The 22,948-nt window shown below is 73.5% G+C and carries 14 protein-coding genes and 1 riboswitch; of the genes, 7 read left to right on the forward strand and 7 right to left on the reverse strand.

The annotated features are described in order from the left end of the window. Positions 1-12: 12 nt before the first annotated feature. A riboswitch (yybP-ykoY riboswitch) is annotated at positions 13-186 on the forward strand. An 8-nt stretch (positions 187-194) separates the two neighbouring features. Beyond that, positions 195-773: a TMEM165/GDT1 family protein gene (locus ACFQZY_RS01690; RefSeq protein ID WP_377411807.1), complete on the forward strand. Its 579-nt coding sequence runs from the start codon at positions 195-197 to the stop codon at positions 771-773. Between the two features lies 1 nt (position 774). Here ACFQZY_RS01690 and ACFQZY_RS01695 read toward each other — a convergent pair whose 3' ends face one another. Next, a complete protein-coding gene (locus ACFQZY_RS01695; RefSeq protein ID WP_377411809.1) occupies positions 775-1,872 on the reverse strand; it encodes an NAD(P)-dependent alcohol dehydrogenase in 1,098 nt (365 codons plus the stop codon). Between the two features lie 409 nt (positions 1,873-2,281). Between ACFQZY_RS01695 and ACFQZY_RS01700 the strand changes: the two genes are divergently transcribed. The 3 genes from ACFQZY_RS01700 to ACFQZY_RS01710 all read left to right on the forward strand — a co-directional run bounded on the left by ACFQZY_RS01700 (position 2,282) and on the right by ACFQZY_RS01710 (position 5,599). Next, positions 2,282-2,797 (forward strand): hypothetical protein, encoded by a 516-nt coding sequence (locus ACFQZY_RS01700; protein ID WP_377411811.1) that lies wholly within the window; start codon positions 2,282-2,284, stop codon positions 2,795-2,797. Between the two features lie 34 nt (positions 2,798-2,831). Further along, complete coding sequence (locus tag ACFQZY_RS01705; protein ID WP_377412614.1) at positions 2,832-4,925, forward strand: copper-transporting P-type ATPase; 2,094 nt, start codon at positions 2,832-2,834, stop codon at positions 4,923-4,925. A 125-nt stretch (positions 4,926-5,050) separates the two neighbouring features. Beyond that, entirely contained in the window at positions 5,051-5,599 is a 549-nt protein-coding gene (locus ACFQZY_RS01710) for a hemerythrin domain-containing protein (protein ID WP_377411813.1), read from the forward strand. Positions 5,600-5,690: 91 nt separating this feature from the next. On the opposite strand, the gene ACFQZY_RS01715 is transcribed toward ACFQZY_RS01710, so the two are convergent. The 6 genes from ACFQZY_RS01715 to ACFQZY_RS01740 form a co-directional block, all read right to left on the reverse strand. Then, entirely contained in the window at positions 5,691-6,353 is a 663-nt protein-coding gene (locus ACFQZY_RS01715; RefSeq protein ID WP_377411815.1) for a DsbA family oxidoreductase, read from the reverse strand. 19 nt (positions 6,354-6,372) lie between these two features. Next, positions 6,373-7,368 (reverse strand): SDR family oxidoreductase, encoded by a 996-nt coding sequence (locus ACFQZY_RS01720; RefSeq protein ID WP_377411817.1) that lies wholly within the window; start codon positions 7,366-7,368, stop codon positions 6,373-6,375. A 66-nt stretch (positions 7,369-7,434) separates the two neighbouring features. Further along, the gene (locus ACFQZY_RS01725; protein ID WP_377411819.1) at positions 7,435-9,507 is read right to left on the reverse strand and encodes an ATP-binding protein; all 2,073 of its coding nucleotides are present in this window, start codon (positions 9,505-9,507) and stop codon (positions 7,435-7,437) included. Positions 9,508-9,632: 125 nt separating this feature from the next. After that, positions 9,633-10,592, reverse strand: coding sequence for an alpha-E domain-containing protein (locus ACFQZY_RS01730; protein WP_377411821.1), 960 nt, complete (start codon positions 10,590-10,592; stop codon positions 9,633-9,635). Between the two features lie 21 nt (positions 10,593-10,613). After that, the gene (locus ACFQZY_RS01735) at positions 10,614-12,086 is read right to left on the reverse strand and encodes a circularly permuted type 2 ATP-grasp protein (RefSeq protein ID WP_377411824.1); all 1,473 of its coding nucleotides are present in this window, start codon (positions 12,084-12,086) and stop codon (positions 10,614-10,616) included. A 97-nt stretch (positions 12,087-12,183) separates the two neighbouring features. After that, positions 12,184-14,580 (reverse strand): DNA internalization-related competence protein ComEC/Rec2, encoded by a 2,397-nt coding sequence (locus ACFQZY_RS01740; RefSeq protein WP_377411826.1) that lies wholly within the window; start codon positions 14,578-14,580, stop codon positions 12,184-12,186. 95 nt (positions 14,581-14,675) lie between these two features. Here ACFQZY_RS01740 and ACFQZY_RS01745 point away from each other — a divergent pair, with 95 nt between their 5' ends. The 3 genes from ACFQZY_RS01745 to ACFQZY_RS01755 all read left to right on the forward strand — a co-directional run bounded on the left by ACFQZY_RS01745 (position 14,676) and on the right by ACFQZY_RS01755 (position 22,946). Then, positions 14,676-17,441, forward strand: coding sequence for an ATP-binding protein (locus ACFQZY_RS01745; protein WP_377411828.1), 2,766 nt, complete (start codon positions 14,676-14,678; stop codon positions 17,439-17,441). A gap of 60 nt (positions 17,442-17,501) precedes the next feature. Beyond that, positions 17,502-20,981 carry a DUF2126 domain-containing protein gene (locus ACFQZY_RS01750; RefSeq protein ID WP_377411831.1) on the forward strand — a complete coding sequence of 1,160 codons (3,480 nt, stop codon included), beginning with the start codon at positions 17,502-17,504 and terminating at the stop codon, positions 20,979-20,981. An 87-nt stretch (positions 20,982-21,068) separates the two neighbouring features. Next, positions 21,069-22,946: an autotransporter assembly complex family protein gene (locus ACFQZY_RS01755; protein WP_377411833.1), complete on the forward strand. Its 1,878-nt coding sequence runs from the start codon at positions 21,069-21,071 to the stop codon at positions 22,944-22,946. Positions 22,947-22,948: the final 2 nt, after the last annotated feature.

Below are 22,948 nucleotides of genomic sequence, written 5' to 3' on the forward strand. Positions count from 1 at the left end.
GGCTGCTAGAATCCGCCCGTCATTGGGGAGTAGCCGCTCTTTCCCCGCGAAAGAGGCTTGCGTCAACACACTTGTCCCGCAGGACATGGCGCAAGCGGTTCCCGTGCCTGGCAAGACCTTTGACCACGATGCCTCCGTTTTCTGGCCGGGGATGCGTCGTGGTCAATCGTCCTTGAACCGGCCTTGCATTCATCATGGAATCCCTCCTGGTCTCGACCGGCGTCGTCGCCCTCGCGGAAATCGGCGACAAGACGCAGCTGCTGGCCTTCATCCTGGCCGCCCGCTTCAAGAAGCCCCTGCCCATCATCCTCGGCATCCTCGCGGCCACCGTCGTCAACCACGGCCTGGCCGGCGCGCTCGGGGCCTGGATCACCTCGGCGATCAGCCCGGAAGTGCTTCGCTGGGTGCTGGGCGCCTCCTTCATCGGCATGGCGGTCTGGACGATGATCCCGGACGAGATCGAGGAGGACGAGACCCGGGTCGCCCAGCGCTTCGGCGTCTTCGGCGCCACCCTGATCACCTTCTTCCTGGCCGAGATGGGCGACAAGACCCAGATCGCCACCGTGGCCATGGCCGCCCATTACGCGGCGCCGCTGATGGTGGTCATCGGGACCACGCTGGGCATGCTGATCGCCGATGTGCCCGCGGTGTTCGTCGGCGACAAGCTGGCCAACCGGATCCCGATGAAGCTGGTGCACTCGATCGCGGCGGCGGTCTTCGCCGCCCTGGGCGTGGCCACCCTGCTGGGCGCGGGGGCCAGGTTCGGGCTCTGAGTCAGGGCTTGATGGCCACCTTGAGCACGCCATCGCGCTGGTTGGCGAACAGGTCGTAGGCGGCCACGATGTCCTGGAGCTCGTAGTGGTGGGTCACCATCAGGCCCAGGTCCACGCGGCCCGAGGCCAGCACGTTCATCAGGCGGCGCATGCGCTCCTTCCCGCCGGGGCACAGGGCGGTGACGATGCGGTGGTCGCCCAGGCCGGCGGCGAAGGCCGACAGCGGGATCGTCAGGTCGCTGGCGTACACGCCCAGGCTGGACAGCGTGCCGCCCGGCTTGAGCACGCGCAGCGCCGACTCGAAGGTGGACTGCAGGCCCAGCGCCTCGATCGAGGCGTCGGCGCCGCGCCCGCCGGTGGCCTTCATGACCTCGTCGACCACGTCGCAGTGGCGGAAGTTGAGCGTCAGGTCGGCGCCGAGCCGCTTCGCGATGTCCAGCCGGTGGTCGTTGCCGTCCACCGCGATGATGGTGGAGGCGCCCAGCAGGCGGGCGCCGGCGGTGGCGCACAGGCCGATGGGGCCCTGCGCGAACACCACCACCGTGTCGCCGATGCGGATACCGGCGTTCTCTGCGCCCTTGAAGCCGGTGGACATGATGTCCGGGCACATCAGCACCTGTTCGTCGGTCAGCCCGTCGGGGATCGGTGCGAGGTTGGCCTGCGCGTCGGGCACCAGCACGTACTCGGCCTGCGTGCCGTCGATCAGGTTGCCGAAGCGCCAGCCCGCCGTGGCCTTGAAGCCGTGGCAGCCGCACAGGCCCTGGGGCACCAGGTAGCTGCCGTCCTGCGAGGGCGCGCCGTCCTGCGCGGCGTAGGAGTTGAAGTTGGGGCAGATGGCCCCGGCGATCACGCGCTGGCCCTCGGTGTAGCCCTGCACGGCGCTGCCGAGTTTCTCGATCACGCCCACCGGCTCGTGGCCGACGGTCAGGCCCTTGGCCACCGGGTACTCGCCCTTGAGGATGTGGACGTCGGTGCCGCAGATGGTGGTCGTGGTGATGCGCACGAGCGCGTCGTTCGGGCCTACGTCGGGGATGCGCTTGTCGACGATTTCGATGCGGCCTTTCTCGACGAAGACGGCTGCTTTCATCATGCCTGCCATGGGGGCTCCTGGTGGGATTGAACGGGCGCCGGGCCGACAGCCGCGGGCGGATCGCACCGCGCAGCGTAGTGCGGGCTGGCGGCCGCATGGCGACATCCGCGGGCGAAACACGCACCGGATTGATCCGGATCAAGCGGGTTCGGCCGCGTGCCGCCGCGCGCCCTGGAAGCTGCGGGCCGCCTGGCGGCAGGGGCCGGCGGCCGATGCGGCTGATGCGGCTGATGCGGCTGATGCGGCTGATGCGGCTGATGCGGCTGATGCGGCCGATGCGGCCGATGCGGCCGGGTAATCGTTTGCAAATCCAGGGTCGGACCTGCAAGCAGCGGCCCGCGACCGCCGTTGATGCAGGTCAAGATGCACCGGCCCCAACCGTCGGATGCTGCGAGGGAGCCTTCACAAGGAGAGCACCATGCGCCTGCGGATCGTTGCTTCCACCCTGGCCACCCTCGCGGTCGCCGGCTGCGCCGTCGCCCAGGCGCCCAAGGCCGAGGAAGATCACTCGGCCCACCATCCGCCCGGCAGCGCCCCGGCGGCCGCCGCGCCGACGGCGCGGGCCCCGGCCACGCCGGACGCCTTCGACCAGCAGATGAAGGCCATGCAGGACATGCGCCAGCGCATGCAGTCGGCCAGGACCCCGGCCGAGCGCGCGGCCTTGATGGACGAGCACATGAAGCTGATGCAGTCAGGCATGGCCATGATGGGCCAGATGCGCGGCATGGGCGGCCCCGGCACCACGGCCGGCCAGGGCGGCATGGGGATGATGCGGCCCCAGCCGCCGGCGTCCGGCGCCGGTCCCGGCGCCCCTGGAATGCCCGGCATGTCCGGGATGATTGCGATGCACCAGCAGATGGAGCGACGCATGGCCATGATGGAGCAGATGATGCAGATGATGGTCGACCGCGAGGCCGCCATGCCGCGCAGGTAGGCCGGGCGGGAGGCCAGGCGTGTTCACCTGCCCGATGCATCCGCAGGTGCGCCAGGCGGAGCCGGGGTCCTGCCCGATCTGCGGGATGGCCCTGGAGCCTGTGATCGCCACGGGCGGGGCCGGCGAGAGCGCCGAGCTGCGGGACATGACGCGGCGTTTGCGGATCGGCCTGACGCTCACGCTGCCGGTGTTCGCCCTGGAGATGGGAGGCCACCTGTTCGACATCGGCCACCGGGTGCCGGCGCAGGCCGCCAGCTGGGTCCAGATGCTCCTGGCAACACCCGTCGTCCTCTGGGCCGGCTGGCCCTTCTTCGAGCGCGCCCGGGCCTCGCTGGTCCACCGCAGCCTGAACATGTTCACGCTGATCGCCCTGGGCAGCGGCGCCGCCTGGGCCTACAGCATGGCCGGCACCCTCGCCCCCGGCCTGTTTCCCCCGCCGCTGCGCGGGCCCGGGGGCGCGGTGGCCGTGTACTTCGAGGCGGCCGCCGTCATCACGGTGCTGGTGCTGCTGGGGCAGGTGCTGGAGCTGCGGGCGCGCGAGAAGACCTCGGGCGCCATCCAGGCGCTGCTGGCCCTGGCGCCCCGGACGGCGGTGCGCGTGGCGTCCGGCGGCCCGGACCAGACCGTGGCCATCGAGACGCTGCAGGTGGGCGACCTGCTGCGCGTGCGCCCGGGCGAGAAGGTGCCGGTGGACGGCGAAGTCACCGAGGGCAGGGGCACGGTGGACGAGTCCATGGTGACCGGCGAGCCGATGCCGGTGGCCAAGGCGCCAGGCGCCAAGGTCACCGCCGGAACGATGAACCAGACCGGGGGCTTCGTCATGCGCGCCGAGAAGGTCGGCGCGGACACCCTGCTCTCGCAGATCGTGCACATGGTGGCGGCGGCGCAGCGAAGCCGGGCGCCGATCCAGCGCATGGCCGACCAGGTCTCGGCCTGGTTCGTGCCCGCGGTGATCGGGGTGGCCCTCGTGACCTTCGCGGCCTGGCTGGTGGCGGGGCCGGCGCCCGCGCTGTCGCATGCCCTCGTCACGTCGGTGGCGGTGCTGATCATCGCCTGCCCCTGCGCGCTGGGGCTGGCCACGCCCATGTCCATCATGGTCGGCGTGGGCCGGGGCGCGCAGCACGGCGTGCTGGTTCGCGACGCCGAGGCCCTGGAGCGCCTGGAGAAGGTGGACACGCTGGTGGTGGACAAGACCGGCACCCTCACCGAGGGGCGGCCCAGGGTCGTCCACATCGAGGCGGCGGCCGGCTTCGCCGCCGAGGACCTGCTTCGCAAGCTGGCCAGCGTCGAGCGCGCCAGCGAGCACCCGCTGGCCCTGGCCGTGGTCCAGGAGGCGCAGGCGCGCCGGCTGGCGCTCCCGGACGCGCAGGCCTTCGACTCCCCCTTGGGCAAGGGCGTGCTCGGCACGGTGGAAGGCGTGGCCGTCCTGTGCGGCGGCGCCCGGTTCCTCGCCGAGCGCGGGGTGGACGCCGCGCCGCTGCAGCCGGCCGCGGAGGCGCAGCGCGCCCGGGCCGCCACCGTGGTCTTCGTGGCCCTGGACGGCCGGCTCGCCGGCTTCGTCGCCATTGCCGACCCGGTCAAGGCCACCACCCCGGCGGCCCTGCAGGGCCTGCGCGACGCCGGGGTGCGCATCGTCATGCTCACCGGCGACGGCAGGACCACGGCCGAGGCGGTGGGCCGCGAGCTGGGCATCGACGAGGTGGTGGCGGAGGTCTTCCCCGAGGACAAGGCCCGCATCGTGCAGCGCCTGCGCGGCGAGGGCCGCGTGGTGGCCATGGCCGGCGACGGCGTCAACGACGCGCCGGCGCTGGCCGCCGCCGAGGTCGGCATCGCCATGGGCACGGGCACCGACGTCGCGATGGAGAGCGCGGGGGTGACCCTGCTCCATGGCGACCTGCTGGGGATCGTGCGCGCGCGCCGCCTTTCACGGGCCACGATGCGCAACATCCGGCAGAACCTGTTCCTGTCCTTCGCCTACAACGTGGCCGGCATTCCGCTGGCCGCAGGGCTGCTGTACCCCTCCTTCGGGCTGCTGCTGTCGCCGGTGGTGGCGGCGGCGGCGATGGCGCTGTCGTCGGTCAGCGTCATCGCCAATGCCTTGAGGCTGCGCCATCTCCAGGTGGGTTGAATGGCTCCATCCGTCCCGCCCTGCACCCGTCGACTTCCCCCTGGCAGGGCGAGCGGCCGTGGATCCACGACCCGCCGCCCGCAGGGATCGCAGACCCCCATCAACCCCCGAGAAGGAGGCGTCCCATGAGCCGCGCCATCGACGACCTGCGCCATGAACACGAGGCCATCCTGGCCGCCCTGCGAATCCTGGAGCGCTTCGAACAGCGTGCCGCCGCCGGCCAGCCGCTCGACACCGCCGACCTGGCCTCCTTCCTGGGCTTCCTGCAGGAGTTCGCCGACAAGTGCCACCACGGCAAGGAGGAAGGCATCCTGTTTCCCGCCCTGGTGGGGGCGGGCCTTCCCGCGCAGGGCGGGCCCGTCGGCGCGCTGCTCGACGAACACGCGCAGGGGCGCGACTGGATCGCCCGGATGGCGGCCAGCCTGGCGCCCGCGCTGGACCCGGCACGCTTCGCCGAGGCGGCGCGCGGCTACCGCGAGCTGCTGCAGGCGCACATCCGCAAGGAGAACGAGGAGCTGTTCCCGATGGCCGAGGAGATGCTGGGCCCCGACACGATGGACCGCCTCTTCGAGCGCTTCGAGGCGCACGAGGCACAGGTCATCGGGGAGGGCCGCCATGAGCAGCTCCACGCGCTGCTCAAGGGGTTGTGGGCCAAGTACCTGGCTGCGGCCTGACCCGCTCAGGGGCCAGGGTTCCAGCCACCGCCCTGCCCGCCTCAGCCAGCCACCGCCCTGCCCGCCTCAGCCGGCCACCGCCCTGCCCGCCTCAGCCGGCCGCTGCCTGCCCCGCGATCTGCCGCAGCGCCTGCTCGTAGGCCTGCGCCGGCTGCCCGCCCTGGATCAGGTACTGGTCGTTCACGATCACCGAGGGCACGGCGGTGATGCCGGCCTGGGCGTAGAACTGCTGCTGCCGGCGCACGTCGGCCGCATGCGCGTCGCTCTCCACCACCGCGCGCGCGCCGGCCTCGTCCAGGCCCGCGGCGCGGGCCGCGGCCAGCAGCACCTCGGGCGCGGCGGGGTTCTCCGCGCGGCCGAAGTAGGCCTCCAGCAACGCCCGCTTCAGGCGGTGCTGCGCATCGCCGCCCTGCTCGCCCGCCCAGTGCAGCAGGCGGTGCGCGTCGAAGGTGTTCCAGGTGCGGCCCCGGCCCTCGGCGCGGAACTCGAAGCTCGCCGCCGCGGCGCGCTCGCGGATCCCCTGCCAGTTGGCCGCCTGCTGCTCGGGGGTGGCGCCGTACTTGCGCTGCAGGTGCTCCACGATGTCCTCGCCCTCGGGCGGCATCTGCGGATTGAGCTGGAACGGCTGGAAGTGCAGCTCCGCCTCCACCTCCCCCTGCAGTCGCTGCAGCGCCTGCTCCAGGCCACCGAGGCCGACGGCGCACCAGGGGCACACCACGTCGGAGACGAAATCGATCTTGAGTCGTGAGGTCATGCGCCGATGGTAGGCCCGATCACGACGCCCCCACCGAGCCCGTGACCGGCAGCACCAGCCCGGTGATGTAGCTGGCGCAGCAGGGCGCGGCCAGGAAGACATAGGCCGGCGAGAGTTCCTCGGGCTGGGCGGGCCGCTTCATGTCGGTGGACTGGCCGAACTTCGCGACCGCCCCGGCCTCGCGGTCCGCCGGGTTCAGCGGCGTCCACACCGGCCCCGGCGCCACGCAGTTGACCCGCACGCCCTGGTCGACCAGGCTGCGCGCCAGCGACAGCGTGAAGGCATGGATCGCGCCCTTGGTCGCCGCGTAATCCAGCAGCTCGCCGCTGCCGCGCAGGCCCACCACCGAACCGGTGTTGATGATGGAGGCGCCGCGCTGCAGGTGGGGCACGGCCGCCCGGGCCATGTAGAAGTAGCCGCAGACGTTGGTGCGCAGGGTCTCCTCCAGGCGCTCGTCGCTCACGTCGGCGATGGCATGCGCGTGCAGCTGGAAGGCGGCGTTGTTCACGAGGATGTCCAGGTGGCCGAAGGCCTCGAGGGTGCGCGCCACCGCCTCCCGGCAGAAGGCCGAGTCGGTCACGTCGCCCGGGATCAGCTCGCAGCGCCGGCCCTCGGCCTCGACGTAGCGCTTCGTCTCCTGCGCGTCGTCGTGCGAGGCGAGGTAGACGATGGCCACGTCGCAGCCCTCGCGCGCATACAGCACCGCCACCGCACGGCCGATGCCGGAGTCGCCGCCGGTGACCAGGGCGGCCATGCCCTCGAGCTTGCCGCTGCCGCGGTAGTCGGGGGCGAGGAAGCGCGGCTTGAGTTCCATGTCCGCCTCCTGCGCCGGCCGCGGCAGGTGCTGCGCGGGCAGCTGCTCGGGCTGCGGCTGCGGGCCGGCCTGCACCGCCCGCGGCTCGCGCGGGCCCTCGCCTGCCTGCTCCTGCCGGCGCGCCTGCGCGCGGCCCTGGTCCTTCTCGTCCTGCTGGCGCTGCAGCTCGCGCTGGCGCTCGATGCCGGGCTTGTCCTTCATGGCGACCTCCTTGCGATATGTCGACGCGGATGCCGACGGGAATGTCGGCGGGAATGCCGGTGGGAGTCAGACCGCCGCCGCCAGGTCCAGCAGCCGCTGCGGCTCGACGGGCTTGGTCCAGTGCTGGTCGAACCCGGCCTCGGCGGCCAGGCGCTTGTCCTGCGCCTGGCCCCAGCCGGTGAGCGCGATCAGCCGCGGCTGGCGCACGCCCGCCAGCTGGCGGATGCGCCGCGCGGCCTCGTAGCCGCTGATGTCGGGCAGGCCGATGTCCAGCAGCACCACGTCGGGCCGGAAGCTGCGCGCGTGCTCCACGGCCTGCTCGCCGTCATGCACCACGTCGACCTCGCAGCCGGACATGGACAGCAGGTCCGCCACGGTGCTGGCGGCATCGATGTTGTCGTCGACGACGAGCACGCGCCGGGCGGCAGGCGTCGCGGGCGCGTCGGGGGCAGCGGCCGGCGGCGCTTGCGCGTCGGCCTCCCGGGCCGGCGCCGGCCCGCGGGCCAGCCGCGGCAGCCACACGACGAACTCGCTGCCGCGGCCCGGCCCCTCGCTGCGCGCCTCGACCCGCCCGCCGTGCAGGCGCACCAGGCCGTCCACCAGCGACAGCCCGATGCCCAGGCCGCCCTGGCGGCGCTCGTCCTGCTGCGGCACCTGGGTGAACATCCCGAACACCCGCCGCAGCATCGCCGGCTCGATGCCGGCGCCGTTGTCGCGGACGCGCACCACCAGCTGCTCGCCCTGCGCCTCCACCGCCACCTCGATGCGCCCGCCATGCCGCGTGTACCGCGCCGCGTTGTTCAGGAGGTTGGCGAAGACCTGCGCCAGGCGTGCCGGGTCCGCCAGCAGCTCGGTGGGCTCGTTGGTGAAGGACAGCACCAGCTGGTGGTGCGCCGCCTCGATGTGGGGCCGGCTCATCTCCAACGCCGTGGCCAGCACCGGGAGCAGGCTGGTCGGCTCCTTCTTCAGCTCCAGCTTGCCGGTGGCGATGCGCGAGACATCGAGCAGGTCGTCGACCAGCCGCGAGAGCTGGCCGACCTGGCGCTCGATCATCGAGCCCACCTGCTCCACGCGGCCCCGGTCGCCGGGCACGCGCAGCAGGATGGACAGCCCGTTGCGGATCGGCGCGAGCGGGTTGCGCAGCTCGTGGGCGAGCGTGGCCAGGAACACGTCCTTGGCCCGGTCGGCTTCCTGCAGGGCGCGCAGCAGGCGGGCGTTCTGCAGGGCGACGGCGGCGCGGCGCGCGAGGTCGGCGGCCAGGGCCAGGTCGGCCTCGCCGTAGGTGCGCTGCGATTCGGCGGTGGCGAAGCTCAGGACGCCCAGCGCCTGGCCATGCGCCACCAGAGGCGCCGCGATGTACGAGTGCAGGCCCAGCGCCAGCACCGCCTCGCGCCGCTCGGTCGAGGGCATGGCCTGCGCCAGCACCTCGCGCGTGAGCCGCGGCACGAGCACCGGCTGCCGGGTCCGCAGCACATGCCAGGTCCCGCCCCGGGTCTGCGGGTCGGGCGGGAGGCGCTCATGCAGCGCCACCACCTGCGCCCGGCGGGTCGGGTCGCCGTGCGCGAAGGCGACCCGGCGCAGCTGGCCGTCGGCCTCGAGCACGTCCACCGAGCAATAGTCGGCGAAATGCGGCACGGAGAAGTGGGCGATGCGCTCCAGCGTGGAAGGCACGTCGGTGATCTCGGCCAGGGCCTCGCTGGCGCGGGCCAGGAACTGCAGGTCCAGGGCCTGCTGGCGCTGCTCGGTGCGGTCCCGCACGATCTTGAGGAAGCCGCGCACCTGCCCGTCATCGCCGAGCAGCCGCATCATTTCGCCGGAGGCCCAGAAGCGGCTGCCGTCCTTGCGCAGGTGCCAGCGCTCGTTGATGGCGCGGCCGTCCTTCAGGGCCAGCGCGCACTCGCGCCCGGGCACGCCGGCCTCCCGGTCCTCGGGCAGGAACAGCCGCTCCACGCCCTGCCCGAGCATCTCCGCCTCGCTCCAGCCGGTGATGCGCTGCGCGCCCAGGTTCCAGCTGGTCACGCAGGCGTCCTTCGTCAGGGCGACGATGGCGTAGTCGATCGCGCTGGCGACGATCTGCCAGTAGTGGCCCTCGGGCAGCGGCCCGGTCGGCGGGGGTGGGGGTGCAGCGGGGTCGGACATGGCCTGCCTCGCCAGCGTGACGCACAGCGGGCTCAGGCTCCCAGCGTAGTCACAAACCCCGCCGCGGGAGTGTCAGCGGGCGGCGGGTCCCCGCATCGGCGGCAACTTGCGTTGCCGGATGTGGCTCAGGCGAGGGCCGGGACGAGGAAATCGCGGCTGATGCGCACGCCCAGCTCGTTCACGCGGTCCAGGAACTGCGTGAGGAAGGCGTGCAGGCCGGTGGCCAGGATCTCCTCGATGTTGCCGTACTGCACCTCGGCGCGCAGGCGGCCGGCGCGGCGCTGGGTCTCGGCGGACTGGTCGTTGGTGATCATGGCCAGGTTGGCCACCACCTCGTTCATGCTGGCGTGCAGCGAGCGCGGCATGTCCGGGCGCAGGATCAGGAGCTCGGCGACGCGCTCGGGCGTGATCACGTCGCGGTAGACCTTGCGGTAGATCTCGAAGGCGGAGACCGAGCGCAGGATCGCGCTCCAGTGGTAGAAGTCGTACTCCTGGTCCTGCTGCGTGGCGGCGCCGAAGAAGTCGCTGTGCACGGCGTGGAACTTCACGTCCACCAGGCGCGCGGTGTTGTCGGCGCGCTCGAGGAAGGTGCCCAGGCGCATGAAGTGCAGGGCCTCGTCCATCAGCATGGTGCCCACCGTCACGCCGCGCGAGAGGTGCGAGCGGAACTTGACCCACTCGAAGAACTGGCCCGGGTCCTTCTCGAACTCGCCGGCGCGGATCATGCGGTTCACCTCCAGCCAGGTCTGGTTCTGGGTTTCCCAGACCTCGGTGGTGAGCGAGCCGCGCACGGCCCGGGCGTTCTCCCGGGCGGCGCGCAGGCAGGAGATGATGGACGACGGGTTGGCCTCGTCCTTGACCATGAACTCCATCACCGCCTGCGGCGTGATCTCGCCGTGCCTGGCCTGGTAGGCCGGCACCAGCTCGCTGATGGACAGCAGGCCCTTCCACCCGAGCTGGGCGACGGCGGCCGACTGCGGCAGCAGCGAGGTCTGGTAATTCACGTCCAGCATGCGGGCGGTGTTCTCGGCGCGCTCGGTGTAGCGCGACATCCAGAACAGGTGGTCGGCAGTGCGTGACAGCATGGGGGGCCTCCTTGTCGTTCTTCAGTCTTCCAGGATCCAGGTGTCCTTGGTGCCGCCGCCCTGCGACGAGTTGACCACCAGGGAGCCTTCCTTGAGCGCCACGCGGGTGAGGCCGCCCGGCACCATCTGCACCTGCCGGCCCGAGAGCACGAAGGGACGCAGGTCGATGTGGCGCGGCGCGATGCCGCTGTCCACGAAGGTGGGGCAGGACGACAGGCTCAGCGTGGGCTGGGCGATGTAGCCGTCGGGCTTGGCCTCCACCGCCTTGCGGAAGTCCTCGATCTCCTGCTTCGTCGAGGCCGGGCCGACCAGCATGCCGTAGCCGCCGGCGCCATGGACCTCCTTGACCACCAGGTCCTTGAGGTTCGCCAGGATGTACTTCAGGTCCTCGGGGTTGCGGCCCATGAAGGTGGGCACGTTGCTCAGGATCGGCTTCTCGCCCAGGTAGAACTCGATCATCTTCGGCACGTAGGGGTAGATGGACTTGTCGTCCGCCACGCCGGTGCCGATGGCGTTGCAGATGCTCACGTTGCCCGCCGCGTAGGCATCCACCAGGCCGTGGCAGCCGAGGGTGGAGTTGGGGCGGAAGACGGCGGGGTCGAGGAAGTCGTCGTCCACGCGGCGGTAGATCACGTCCACGCGGCGCGGGCCGCGGGTGGTACGCATGTAGACGTAGCGGTCCTTGACGAACAGGTCCTGGCCCTCGACCAGCTCCACCCCCATCTGCTGCGCCAGGAAGGCGTGCTCGAAGTAGGCGCTGTTGTACATGCCGGGGGTGAGCACCACCACCGTCGGGTCGTTGGCGCCGGGCTGGGCCGAGGCGCGCAGCGTCTCCAGCAGCAGGTCCGGGTAGTGCATGACCGGGGCCACGCGGTGCTGGCTGAACAGGTCGGGGAACAGCCGCATCATCATGCGGCGGTCTTCCAGCATGTAGCTCACGCCGGAGGGCACGCGCAGGTTGTCCTCGAGCACGTAGTACTCGCCCTCGCCCTGGGCATTGGGCGCACGCACGATGTCCACGCCGGCGATGTGCGAGTAGACCCGGTGCGGGGTGTAGACACCCATCATCTCCTTGCGGAACTGGGCGTTGTTCAACACCTGCTCGGCGGGGATGACGCCGGCCTTGAGGATCTCCTGGTCGTGGTAGACGTCGTGCAGGAAGCGGTTCAGGGCGGTGACGCGCTGGACCAGGCCCCTTTCCATGCAGCGCCACTCGTGGGCGGGGATGATGCGGGGGATCAGGTCGAAGGGAATCAGGCGCTCGGTGCCCGAGCCGTCCTCGTCCTTCGCGCCGTAGACCGCGAAGGTGATGCCGACGCGGCGGAAGATCATCTCCGCCTCCTCGCGCCGGGCCTGCATCACCTCCTGCGGCTGGCGGGCGAGCCAGCGGGCATAGGCCTCGTAGTGCGGGCGGACGGCGTCGATGGACCCGTCCTTGAATGCGACCGCGCCGGTGCCGGGCAGGCGCGCGAGCATTTCGTCAAATCTCTGCATGCGCTAACAACTCCTCGCAGCAGGTTAGCAATATCCGGGCCGCCTCCGGTTGATCCAGGTCGCGCGCCGGGGATGCCGCCCCGTCGCGCCGCGGTTCTCAGGGCCGGTGCTGCCAGTATCGTCGCGACTGGTTGCGCTCGCATCCCACCTGCCCCGGCCGGGCCGAACTCCAGCGCGCCGCGCCGCAGGCCGGGGTGGCGACCACCTCGATGCCGCGTGCCTCGTAGCGCGCCACCACCGCAGGTGCCGGGTGGCCGAAGCGGTTGCGCCAGCCCGCCTGCACCAGCGCCAGCCTGGGCCGGGCCGCGTCGAGGAAGCCGGGCGTGGACGATGTCTTGCTGCCATGGTGCGGCACCAGCAGCAGGTCCACCGGGGTGATGGCGCCGTCGGCCAGCAGGCGGCGCTCCTGCGGCGCCTCGATGTCGCCGGCCAGCAGGGCCGACCCGCCCGCCCCCTGCACCCGCAGCACGCAGCTCAGGGCATTGGGCGGCTGGCCCGGGTGCGCGTAGTCGGCGGCCCGCGGGTGCAGGAACTCGAACACGACGCCGTCCCAGGCCCAGCGCTGGCCGGCCTCGCAGCGCACCGGCGCATGGGCCTGCGCCAGCGGGTGCTCCGGTTCGACCGAGCTGTGCAGCCGGGCCTGCGGCTGCTGCGCCAGCACCGAGGGGGCGCCGCCGCTGTGGTCGCTGTCACGGTGGCTCACCACCACCACGTCCAGCCGCTCGCCCAGCGCCCGCAGCAGCGGCACCAGCACCCGGTGGCCGGCATCGCCCTCGGCGCTGTAGCGGGGGCCGGTGTCATAGAGCAGCGAATGGCGCGCGGTGCGCACCAGCACCGCGTTGCCCTGGCCGATGTCCGCCGCGAGCAGTTCCACCTCGCCCGGTGCCGGACGGGCCGGCTGCCACAGCAGCACCGGCAGCAGCAGCGGCAAGCCCAGGGCCCGCAGCGACAGGGGCAGCCGCAGCACCAGCAGCAGCCCGCCCAGCAGGGCCGCCGCGGCCAGCGGCAGCGGCGGCGCGGCCACCGAGAGCACGGCCAGGGGCACCGAGGCCAGCACCTGCAGCACGGCCAGCAGGGCCTGCACCGCCCAGGCCCCGGCGGACCACAGCCCCGGCCACAGCGCCCCGCCCAGGGCCAGCGGCGTGACCACCAGGGTCACCCAGGGGATGGCCGCCAGGTTGGCCAGCAGGCCCACCAGCGAGAGCTGCCCGAACAGCAGCAGGCCCAGCGGCGCCAGGGCCACCGTGACCACCGCCTGCTCGCGCAGCAGGGCGCGGGCCCGGCCCGGGAGGGAGGCGGCCGGCGGCGCGGTTCCGTCCCCGTCCCCGGTGGCGAACAGCACGCCCACCGCGACGAAGCTGAGCCAGAAGCCCGGCTGCAGCAGGGCCCAGGGGTCGACCGTCACCACCACCGCCGCGACCAGCGCCCAGGTGCGCGGCCAGGGCCAGCGCCGGCCGGCCAGCCGCAGCGCGGCCACCGTGGCCAGCATCCAGACAGTGCGCTGCGACGGCACGCCGCCGCCGCTGAAGGCGGCGTACAGCGCCGCCAGCGCCACCCCGCCGGCCAGGGCCGCCGAGGGCGCGGGCCAGGCCAGGCAGAGCCGGCCGCTGCGCCGCCACAGCGCGCCCACGGCGGCCGCGGCGGCCCAGGCGAACATCGTCACGTGGAGGCCCGAGATGCTGACGAGGTGGGCCACGCCGGTGGCGCGGAACAGGTCCCACCCGGCGCGGTCGATGGCGGCCTGGTCGCCCACGGCCAGCGCGGCGAGCACGCCGGCCTCGGCGGGCGCCGCCACATGCGCCAGCAGCGCGTCGCGCACCGACTGGCGCGCCCGCTCCAGGTCGTGGCGGTGGGTGCGGCCCAGCCGGCGCGCGGGCGTGCCGGGGCCGTCGCGCACGTAGCCGGTGGCCTGCAGGCCCTGCGACCAGAACCACAGCTCGGCGTCGCCGCCATGGGGGTTGCGCGCGCCATGCGGCGCCTTCAGCCGTACGGTGAATTCCCAGCGGTCCCCGGCTACGGGCAATTCCGCCGGGCCAGGCACCGCCGTGGTGCGCGCCGCATACGAACGTTCATACCAGGACAGCAACATGCGCGGCGGCAGGCGCACCGCCTCGGTGCCCCGCCAGGCCGCCTCGGGGGCGAACACGAAGCGCGGGCCCAGCTCCCCCGGTTGGGGCATCGCCGCCACCACGCCCACCACCCGCAGGTCGCGGCCCTGCAGGTCCGCGGGCAGGGCCCGGGCCTCGAAGGCGCAGGCGCGCAGGCCGGTGATACCGAAGGCCAGGCCCGCGAAGCCGGCGAGCAACAGGGCGCCTGCGCACCCCGGCCAGCGCGCGGCCGGGGCCGCCCGGATCGCCAGGACCGCCAGCAGCAGCCCGCCCGCCCCGGCCAGCAGGTAGGCCCAGGCCTCCCACAGCAGCGGCTGCCGCAGCTGCAGGGCAGGACCCAGCAGCAACCCGCCCAGCACCCATCCCGCGCGTCCCGTCGATGGCATGGCCCTCCCCTGTCCCGGCAGGCCCGGGGCGGCCGAAGAATACCGGGCCCCGCGCGAAAACAGATCCCTTTTTCCTAACCGACGGACCACCGCCCATGCCAGCCGCGCCCCGCGCCCAGCCGCTGAAGGTCATCCTCGCGGGCAGCGATGCCCAGGACCGTGAATGGGTCGGCGAGCTCCTGCGCAGCGGGGCCGCCCGCGCCTGCGCCATCCACCCGGCCGCCGACGGCGAGCAGGCGCTGCACCTGGCGCGCAGCGAACCCTGCGGGGCGCCGCCCGGCCACCTGCTGCTGGCCGCGCCACTGGCCGGCACCGACCCGCTGGACCTGGTCGCCCGCCTCGCCGGCGACGGCGGGGTCACCGCGTGCCCGGTGGTGGTCATCACGCCCGGCACCGGCCGCGAGCTGGGCCCGCGCCTGCTGCGCGCCGGCGCGCAGGACTACATCGGCGAGGGCTGGCTCAGCCCCTACGTGCTGGCCCGCGCGGTCGACAACGCCCTGGTGCGCTGGTCCATGGAGCAGGAGCTGCGCGAGCGCGACGCCGCCCTGCAGCGCAGCGAGGCCTTCGCCCGGGGCGTGCTCAACTCCCTGCCCCAGCATGTGCTGGTCCTCGACGACGAGGGCGCGGTGCGGGCGGCCAACGAGTCCTGGGAGCGCTTCAGCCGGGACTGCCCCGGCGGCGGCCTGCCGGGGGCGCAGGTCGGGGCCAACTACCTCGAGGCCTGCCACCGCGCCGCCGCGTCGGGCGACGCCGGCGCCGGCGAGATCCTCCAGGCCCTGCGCGCCCTGCTCGCCGGCCAGGGCCAGGAGTGCGTGGTGGAGCACGCCCGCCCCTGCCCCGGCCAGCCGCCGCGCTGGTTCCTGATGCATGCGCGCCGGCCCTTCCACGGCCACGGCCTGATCCTCAGCCACGTGGACATCAGCGCGCGCAAGCAGGCCGAGGAGCAGCTGCGGCATGCCCAGCGCCTGACCCAGACCATCATCGACGGCGCCGGCGCGCTGGTCTTCGCCAAGGACCTGGAGGGCCGCTACTTCCTCACCAACCGCGCCTGGCGCGAGCGCATGGGGCTGACCGAGCAGCAGGCCCATGGCGCCACCGACGAGGCCGTCTTCGGCCCGCAGACCGCCGAGGCCCTGCGCCGCAACGACCGGCAGGTGCTGGCCTCGGGCCGGCTCATGGTCGCCGAGGAGACCACCTGGCTGCGGGGGCGGCCGGTGACCTACCTGTCGAGCAAGTTTCCGCTGGTCAACGAGGAGGGCCAGCCCTATGCGGTGTGCGGCGTGTCCACCGACGTCACCGAGCAGAAGCGGGTCGAGAAGCGCCTGGCCGGCCTGCTCGAGGAGGAGCGCCGCCACGCCCGCCTGCTGGCCCGCATGGCCGAGGCCGCGCGCCTGATGCACGCCAGCCTCTCGGCCGAGGAGATCGCCCATGTGCTCACGCAGCAGGCCCGCGAGATCCTGGGCGCGCAGCACGCCGCCACCTCGCTGGCGCCGGCCGGGCCGGGCGCGCGGGCGGTGGAGGCGCTCTCGCAGGCTGGCGACGAGGCGCCCGGCCCCGACGCCGCCCGCCTGGCCGCGTCCCTGGCCGGCCCCGGCGGCCAGGCCCTGGGGCAGGTGCGCCTGGCCGGCCGCCCCGGGGACCCCTTCGGCCCGGCGGACGAGGCGGTGCTGGTGCAGATGGCGGCCATCGCCTCCACCTGCCTGGACAACGCCCGCCTGGTCGCCTCGCTGCGCGAGGCCGACCACCGCAAGGACGAATTCCTCGCCACCCTGGCGCACGAGCTGCGCAACCCGCTGGCCCCGATCCGCAACGGCCTCGAGGTCCTGCGCCGCAGCGGCCAGCTCGCCGGCCCGGCGGCCCGGGCGCGGGACATGATGGAGCGCCAGCTCGCCCACATGGTCCGCCTGGTCGACGACCTGCTCGACGTCTCGCGCATCAGCCGAGGCAAGGTCGACCTGCGCATCGAGCGCATCACCCTGCAGGCGGTGCTGGAGAACGCGCTGGAGGCCAGCCGGCCGGCGCTCGAGGACAGCCGCCACCACCTGGCGCTGCAGGTGCCGCCCGAGCCGCTGTGGGTCGACGGCGACCTCACCCGCCTGGCCCAGGTCGTGAGCAACCTGCTCAATAACGCGGCCAAGTACACGCCGGCGGGCGGCCACATCGGCCTGTCGGCGCGTGACGAGGGCGGCCACGCCGCGGTGCGCGTCACCGACGACGGCACCGGCATCAGCGCCGAGATGCTGCCCCGGGTGTTCGACCTGTTCGCCCAGGCCGGCGGCACCCTGGCCCAGGCCCAGGGCGGCCTGGGCATCGGCCTGTCGCTGGTGCGCCAGCTGGTGGAACTGCACGGCGGCGAGGTGGGCGCGGAAAGCGCCGGGCTGGGCCAGGGCAGCCGCTTCACCGTACGCCTGCCGCTGGCCGCGCCGCCGGCAGCCGCCGCGCCTGCGCCGGCGACCGGAGCCGCCGGCGCGGGCGCCGGCACGGGCCGCCGCATCCTGGTGGTGGACGACAACGTCGACGGCGCGGAAAGCCTGGCGATGATGCTCTCGCTGTCCGGCCATGAGGTGCGAACCTGCCACGACGGCCCGGCGGCCCTGGCCCTGGCGCCGGGCTGGCGCCCCGAGGTGGTGCTGCTGGACATCGGCCTGCCCGGGCTGTCCGGCTACGAGGTGGCCCAGCGCCTGCGCGCCGGGCCGCTGGGCACCGCAGCGTTGCTGGTCGCGGTCACCGGCTGGGGCGCCGAGGACGACCAGCGCCGCGCCGCCGAGGCCGGCTTCGACCACCACCTGACCAAGCCGGTGGACATCGCGGCGCTGGAGTCGGTGCTGGCCCGGCGCCGGCAGCCTGCAGGCGCCGCCTGACGACACCCGCCGCCGGCCGCGGGCCAGGCGCTTGGTCCGGCCCTTGCTAGCATGGTTTGCATGTCCATCCATGCCGCCCTGAACCACGTCACCCACTACACGTACGACCGTCCGGTGCAGCTCGGCCCGCAGGTCGTGCGCCTGCGCCCGGCCCCGCATTGCCGCAGCAAGGTGGTGTCGTATTCGCTGAAGGTCGAGCCCGCCGGCCACTTCATCAACTGGCAGCAGGACCCGTTCTCCAACTACCAGGCCCGCCTCGTCTTTCCGGACAAGACCACCGAATTCAAGGTCACGGTGGACATCGTGGTCGAAATGGCGGTCTACAACCCGTTCGACTTCTTCCTCGAGCCCGCCGCCGAGACATTCCCCTTCCGCTACGAGCCGGGCGTGGCGCAGGAGCTGGCCCCCTACCTCGCCGCCGAGCCGGCCGGCCCCCGGGTGCAGGCCTACCTGGACCGCATCGACCGCAGCGAGCGCCCCACCATCGACTTCCTCGTCGCGCTGAACCAGCGGGTGCAGCAGGACATCGGCTACCTCATTCGCATGGAGCCCGGCGTGCAGTCGCCGGAGGAGACGCTGGACAAGGCCAGCGGCTCCTGCCGCGATTCGGGCTGGCTGCTGGTGCAGCTGCTGCGGCACCTGGGACTGGCCGCGCGCTTCGTCTCGGGCTACCTGATCCAGCTCGCGCCCGACGTGAAATCGCTGGACGGCCCCAGCGGCACCAGCATCGACTTCACCGACCTGCACGCCTGGTGCGAGGTGTTCCTGCCCGGCGCCGGCTGGATCGGCCTGGACCCGACCTCGGGCCTGCTCGCCGGCGAGGGCCACATCCCCCTGGCCTGCACGCCCCAGCCCTCGGGCGCCGCGCCCATCGAGGGCCTGGTCGACGAGGCCGAGGTCCGGTTCGGCCACACCATGCAGATCACGCGCATCCACGAATCGCCGCGCGTGACCAAGCCCTACACCGAGGACCAGTGGGCCGGCGTGCTGGCCCTGGGCGAGGCGGTGGACCGCGCCCTGGAGGAGGGCGACGTGCGCCTGACCATGGGCGGCGAACCCACCTTCGTCGCCACCGCGGACCGCGACGCGCCCGAGTGGAACACCGACGCCCTGGGCCCGACCAAGCGCGGCTACGCCACCGCCCTGGTGGACAAGCTGCGCAAGGCCTACGGCCATGGCGGCTTCCTGCACTTCGGCCAGGGCAAGTGGTACCCGGGCGAGCAGCTGCCCCGGTGGGCGCTGTCCATCTTCTGGCGCGCCGACGGCCTGCCTTGCTGGCACGACCCGGCGCTGTTCGCCGACGAGCGCGAGACGCACCGCTACACGACGCAGGACGCCGGGCGCTTCATCCGCACCCTGGCCCGCAACCTCGGGCTCACCGACGAATTCGTCACCCCCGGCCACGAGGACGCCTGGTACTACCTGTGGCGCGAGCGCCGCCTGCCGGTGAACGTGGACCCGTTCGACTCCCGGCTCGACGACGAGCTCGAGCGCCAGCGGCTGCGCCGCGTCTTCAGCCAGGGGCTGGACACGGTAGTGGGCTACGTGCTGCCGCTGCAGGCCGAGGGCGTCCACCCGGCGCGGGGCGGCCCGGCCTGGTCCACCGGCCCCTGGTTCTTCCGCGACGAGCGCATGTACCTGGTGCCGGGCGACTCGCCCATTGGCTACCGCCTGCCGCTGGACTCGCTGCCCTGGGTCAGCCAGGCCGACTATCCGTACCTGGTCGAACAGGACCACTACGCCGCGCGGGACGAACTGCCCCACCCGGCCCGAATCCGCGCGCAGTACACGCCGCAAGCGGCCGGCGGCGGCTTCGCCGAGGGCGGCACGGTGGCGATGCAGGGCGGCGCGCCGGCGGCCGGCTCCGGCTCCGGCTCCGGCTCCGCCCCGCGCCAGCCCGAGCCCGCGGATTTCGCCCGCCAGCCGGCGCGCTTCGAATCCGCCCACTGGATCACCCGCACCGCGCTGTGCGTGGAGGTGCGCGACCCGCAGCGCGCCAACGGCCCGAAGGCCGAGAAGGACCACGGCGGCAAGAGCGGCGTGATGTACGTCTTCATGCCGCCGCTGGCGCGCCTGGAGGACTACCTGCACCTGCTGGCCGCGGTCGAGGCCAGCGCCGCGGAGCTCGGCGTGAAGATCGTGCTGGAGGGCTACCCGCCGCCGCGCGACGCGCGCCTGAAGCTGCTGCAGGTCACGCCCGACCCGGGCGTGATCGAGGTCAACATCCACCCGGCGCGCAACTGGCGCGAGCTGGTGGACCACACCGAGTTCCTCTACGAGGCGGCCTTCGAGACGCGCCTCACCGCCGAGAAGTTCATGACCGACGGCCGCCACACCGGCACCGGGGGCGGCAACCACTTCGTCCTGGGCGGCGCCACGCCGGCCGACTCGCCCTTCCTGCGCCGGCCCGACCTGCTCGCCAGCCTGGTCGCCTACTGGCACAACCACCCCTCGCTGTCCTACCTGTTCTCGGGCCTGTTCATCGGCCCCACCAGCCAGGCCCCGCGGGTCGACGAGGCGCGCAACGACCAGCTGTACGAGCTGGAGATCGCGATGAAGGAGATCGAGCGGAACCGCCTCGTGCATGCCCAGCACATGCCGCCCTGGCTGGTGGACCGCACGCTGCGCAACATCCTGGTCGACGTGACCGGCAACACCCACCGCAGCGAGTTCTGCATCGACAAGCTGTACTCGCCCGACTCCGCCACCGGCCGCCTGGGCCTGCTGGAGCTGCGCGCCTTCGAGATGCCGCCACACGCGCGAATGAGCATCGTCCAGCAGCTCCTGATCCGCGCCCTGGTCGCCCGCTTCTGGAAGACGCCGTACCGGGCCCCGCTCACGCGCTGGGGCACGCAGCTGCATGACCGCTGGATGCTGCCCGCCTTCGTGCAGATGGACCTGCACGACGTGCTGGCCGAGATGCGCGAGGCCGGCTTCGCCTTCGACGCGGCCTGGTTCGCGCCGCACTTCGAGTTCCGCTTCCCGCTGGTGGGCGAGGTCGCCTCGCGCGGCATCGAGCTGACCTTGCGCACCGCGCTGGAACCCTGGCACGTGATGGGCGAGGAAGGCGCGATCGGCGGCACGGTGCGCTTCGTCGACTCCTCGCTGGAGCGCATCGAGGTGCGGGTCACCGGCCTGAACGACAGCCGCCACGCCATCACCGTCAACGGCCACGCCCTGCCCCTGCAGCCCACCGGCGTGGCCGGCGAGTTCGTGGCGGGTGTGCGTTACCGCGCCTGGAACCCGCCCTCGGCGCTGCACCCCACCATCGGCGTGCACGCGCCCCTGGTCTTCGACATCGTCGACACCTGGATGGGCCGCTCCCTGGGCGGCTGCCAGTACCACGTGGCCCACCCGGGCGGCCGCAACTACGTGACCTTTCCGGTCAACGCCTACGAGGCCGAGAGCCGCCGCCTCGCGCGCTTCTTCCGCATGGGCCACACCCCGGGCCGGCTGGCCGTGGCGCCGGCCACCATCGGCGTGCCGGGCAGCCGGGAGTTCCCCTTCACGCTGGACCTGCGCACGCCGCCGGCCGGCTGAGCCCGGCCTGCCGGGGCCGGGCCGCAGTGCGGGGACAATCAGGCCATTCCTACGCAGGACCGCGGCCGGCCCTGCGATGCTGACCTGATGCCCCGACCCGTCCGCCACCGCTTCCACTGCCTCGCCCGCCTCGCCCGCCTCGCCCGCCTCGCGGGCTTCGCGGGCCGCGCAGGCCTGTCAGGCCTCTCAGGCCTGGTGCTCGCCGCCGCCCTGGCGGCCGGCGAGGCCCGGGCGCAGGCCGGGGCGCCGGCGCCCGTCCCCGCGTTCACGCTGGAGATCAGCGCCCCCGCGCCGGTGCGCGAGCTGCTCGCGCGGCACCTGGCCCTGGGCCGCTACCGCGAGGTCAGCGACCTGGACGAGGCCGAACTCGCCCGCCTGCTGGTACTGGCCGAGCGCGAGGCGCGCGAGCTCCTGGCGACGCAGGGCTACTTCGCGCCCTCGCTCTCGCTGGCCACCGACGCCGCCGCCCGCCCGCCGCGCGTGACGATCCGCGTCGAGCCCGGCGAGGCCACGCGGGTCGAGGCGGTGGCCATCGCCTTCGAGGGCGACATCGCCGCCACCATCGAGCCGGGCGCCGTCGCCCAGCGCGAGGACCTGCGCGCCGGCTGGCGCCTGCGCCCCGGCGAGCGCTTCACGCAGGAGGCCTGGGACGAGGCCAAGGCCCAGGCCACCCGAGCCCTCACCGCGCGCCGCTACCTGCGTGCGCGCATCGCCCACGGCGAGGCCGACGTGGACGCCGCCGCCTCGCGCGCCCGCCTCGGCCTGCGCCTGGACTCCGGCCCGCGCTTTTCCCTCGGCCCGCTGCAGGTCACCGGCCTGGAGCGCTACGACCCGCGCATCGTCCCCCGCCTGGCGCGCCTGAGGGAAGGCGCCGACTACGACCAGGACGAACTCGTGCAGGCCCAGCTGCGGCTGGCCGGCAGCGGCTACTTCGACTCGGCCTTCCTCTACGTGGACCCGGACAGCGACCCGCGCGCCGCGCCGGTGCAGGTGCAGCTGCGCGAGGCGCCGATGCAGCGGGTGGTGCTGGGCCTGGGCCTGACCACCGACCGCGGCCCGCGCCTGTCGCTGGAGCACCGGCACAACCGCGTGCCCGGCCTCGGCTGGCGCGCCGCCACCCGCGTGCAGCTGGAACGGCGCGCCCGGTCCGCCGAGACGGAGTGGACCGACATCCCCGACGCCGCCGGCTGGCGCTGGGGCGTGCTGGCCCGGGCCGAGCGGCAGGAGGACGACACCCAGGTCACCCTCGCGCAGCGCCTGCGCGTGGGCCGCAGCGAGGCGGGTGACCGCATCGAGCGTAATGTCTTCGCCCAGTTCGACCGGGCCACGGTGCACGACATCGCGGGCATCGTCGACCAGGAAGCCGGCGACGGCACCGCCCTCACCGCCGGCCTGGCCTGGACCGGCCGCTGGTTCGACCAGCGCGTGCAGCCCACCCGCGGCTTCGGCGTGGGCCTGGAGCTGGGCGGCGGCGTCACCCTGGCGGGACGCAACATCCCGTTCCAGCGCACGGTGGCCCGCGGCCTGTGGCTGCTGCCGCTGCCCACGGGCCGGCTGCAGCTGCGCGCCGAGGGCGGCGCGGTGCTCACGCGCGGCGACGCCCGCGTGCCCTCGACCCAGTTGTTCCGCACCGGCGGCGACACCACGGTGCGCGGCTACGGCTACCGGGACATCGGCGTCGAGCGCGCCGGCGGCACGGTGAGCGCCGGCCGCTACCTCGCGGTCGGCAGCGTCGAGTGGCAGCGCCCGGTGCGCAGGGACGGCGAGGCGACGCCCTGGGAGCACACCCTGTTCCTGGACGCCGGCTCGGTGGGCGACCGCGCCGGCCGGCTTGCCGACCTGGCCTACGGCCTGGGCACCGGCGTGCGCTACGCCAGCCCGGTGGGGCCGCTGCGCGCCGACATCGCCTGGGCCTCGCGCACCCGCCGCCCGCGCCTGCACCTGAGCGTGGGGGTGGTGTTTTGAGC

Source organism: Ramlibacter sp. GCM10027632 (assembly GCF_042675325.1).
In the GTDB taxonomy this organism is placed as follows: Bacteria; Pseudomonadota; Gammaproteobacteria; order Burkholderiales; family Burkholderiaceae_C; genus Ramlibacter.

What these genes read in the sequence shown, in the direction of transcription:
- ACFQZY_RS01695 (WP_377411809.1), bottom strand. Translation starts at nt 1,872, where the DNA reads ATGGCAGGCATGATGAAAGCAGCCGTCTTCGTCGAGAAAGGCCGCATC.
- ACFQZY_RS01755 (WP_377411833.1), top strand. Translation starts at nt 21,069, where the DNA reads ATGCCCCGACCCGTCCGCCACCGCTTCCACTGCCTCGCCCGCCTCGCC.
- ACFQZY_RS01740 (WP_377411826.1), bottom strand. Translation starts at nt 14,580, where the DNA reads ATGCCATCGACGGGACGCGCGGGATGGGTGCTGGGCGGGTTGCTGCTG.
- ACFQZY_RS01690 (WP_377411807.1), top strand. Translation starts at nt 195, where the DNA reads ATGGAATCCCTCCTGGTCTCGACCGGCGTCGTCGCCCTCGCGGAAATC.
- ACFQZY_RS01730 (WP_377411821.1), bottom strand. Translation starts at nt 10,592, where the DNA reads ATGCTGTCACGCACTGCCGACCACCTGTTCTGGATGTCGCGCTACACC.
- ACFQZY_RS01705 (WP_377412614.1), top strand. Translation starts at nt 2,832, where the DNA reads ATGCATCCGCAGGTGCGCCAGGCGGAGCCGGGGTCCTGCCCGATCTGC.
- ACFQZY_RS01710 (WP_377411813.1), top strand. Translation starts at nt 5,051, where the DNA reads ATGAGCCGCGCCATCGACGACCTGCGCCATGAACACGAGGCCATCCTG.
- ACFQZY_RS01725 (WP_377411819.1), bottom strand. Translation starts at nt 9,507, where the DNA reads ATGTCCGACCCCGCTGCACCCCCACCCCCGCCGACCGGGCCGCTGCCC.
- ACFQZY_RS01700 (WP_377411811.1), top strand. Translation starts at nt 2,282, where the DNA reads ATGCGCCTGCGGATCGTTGCTTCCACCCTGGCCACCCTCGCGGTCGCC.
- ACFQZY_RS01720 (WP_377411817.1), bottom strand. Translation starts at nt 7,368, where the DNA reads ATGAAGGACAAGCCCGGCATCGAGCGCCAGCGCGAGCTGCAGCGCCAG.
- ACFQZY_RS01715 (WP_377411815.1), bottom strand. Translation starts at nt 6,353, where the DNA reads ATGACCTCACGACTCAAGATCGATTTCGTCTCCGACGTGGTGTGCCCC.
- ACFQZY_RS01750 (WP_377411831.1), top strand. Translation starts at nt 17,502, where the DNA reads ATGTCCATCCATGCCGCCCTGAACCACGTCACCCACTACACGTACGAC.
- ACFQZY_RS01735 (WP_377411824.1), bottom strand. Translation starts at nt 12,086, where the DNA reads ATGCAGAGATTTGACGAAATGCTCGCGCGCCTGCCCGGCACCGGCGCG.
- ACFQZY_RS01745 (WP_377411828.1), top strand. Translation starts at nt 14,676, where the DNA reads ATGCCAGCCGCGCCCCGCGCCCAGCCGCTGAAGGTCATCCTCGCGGGC.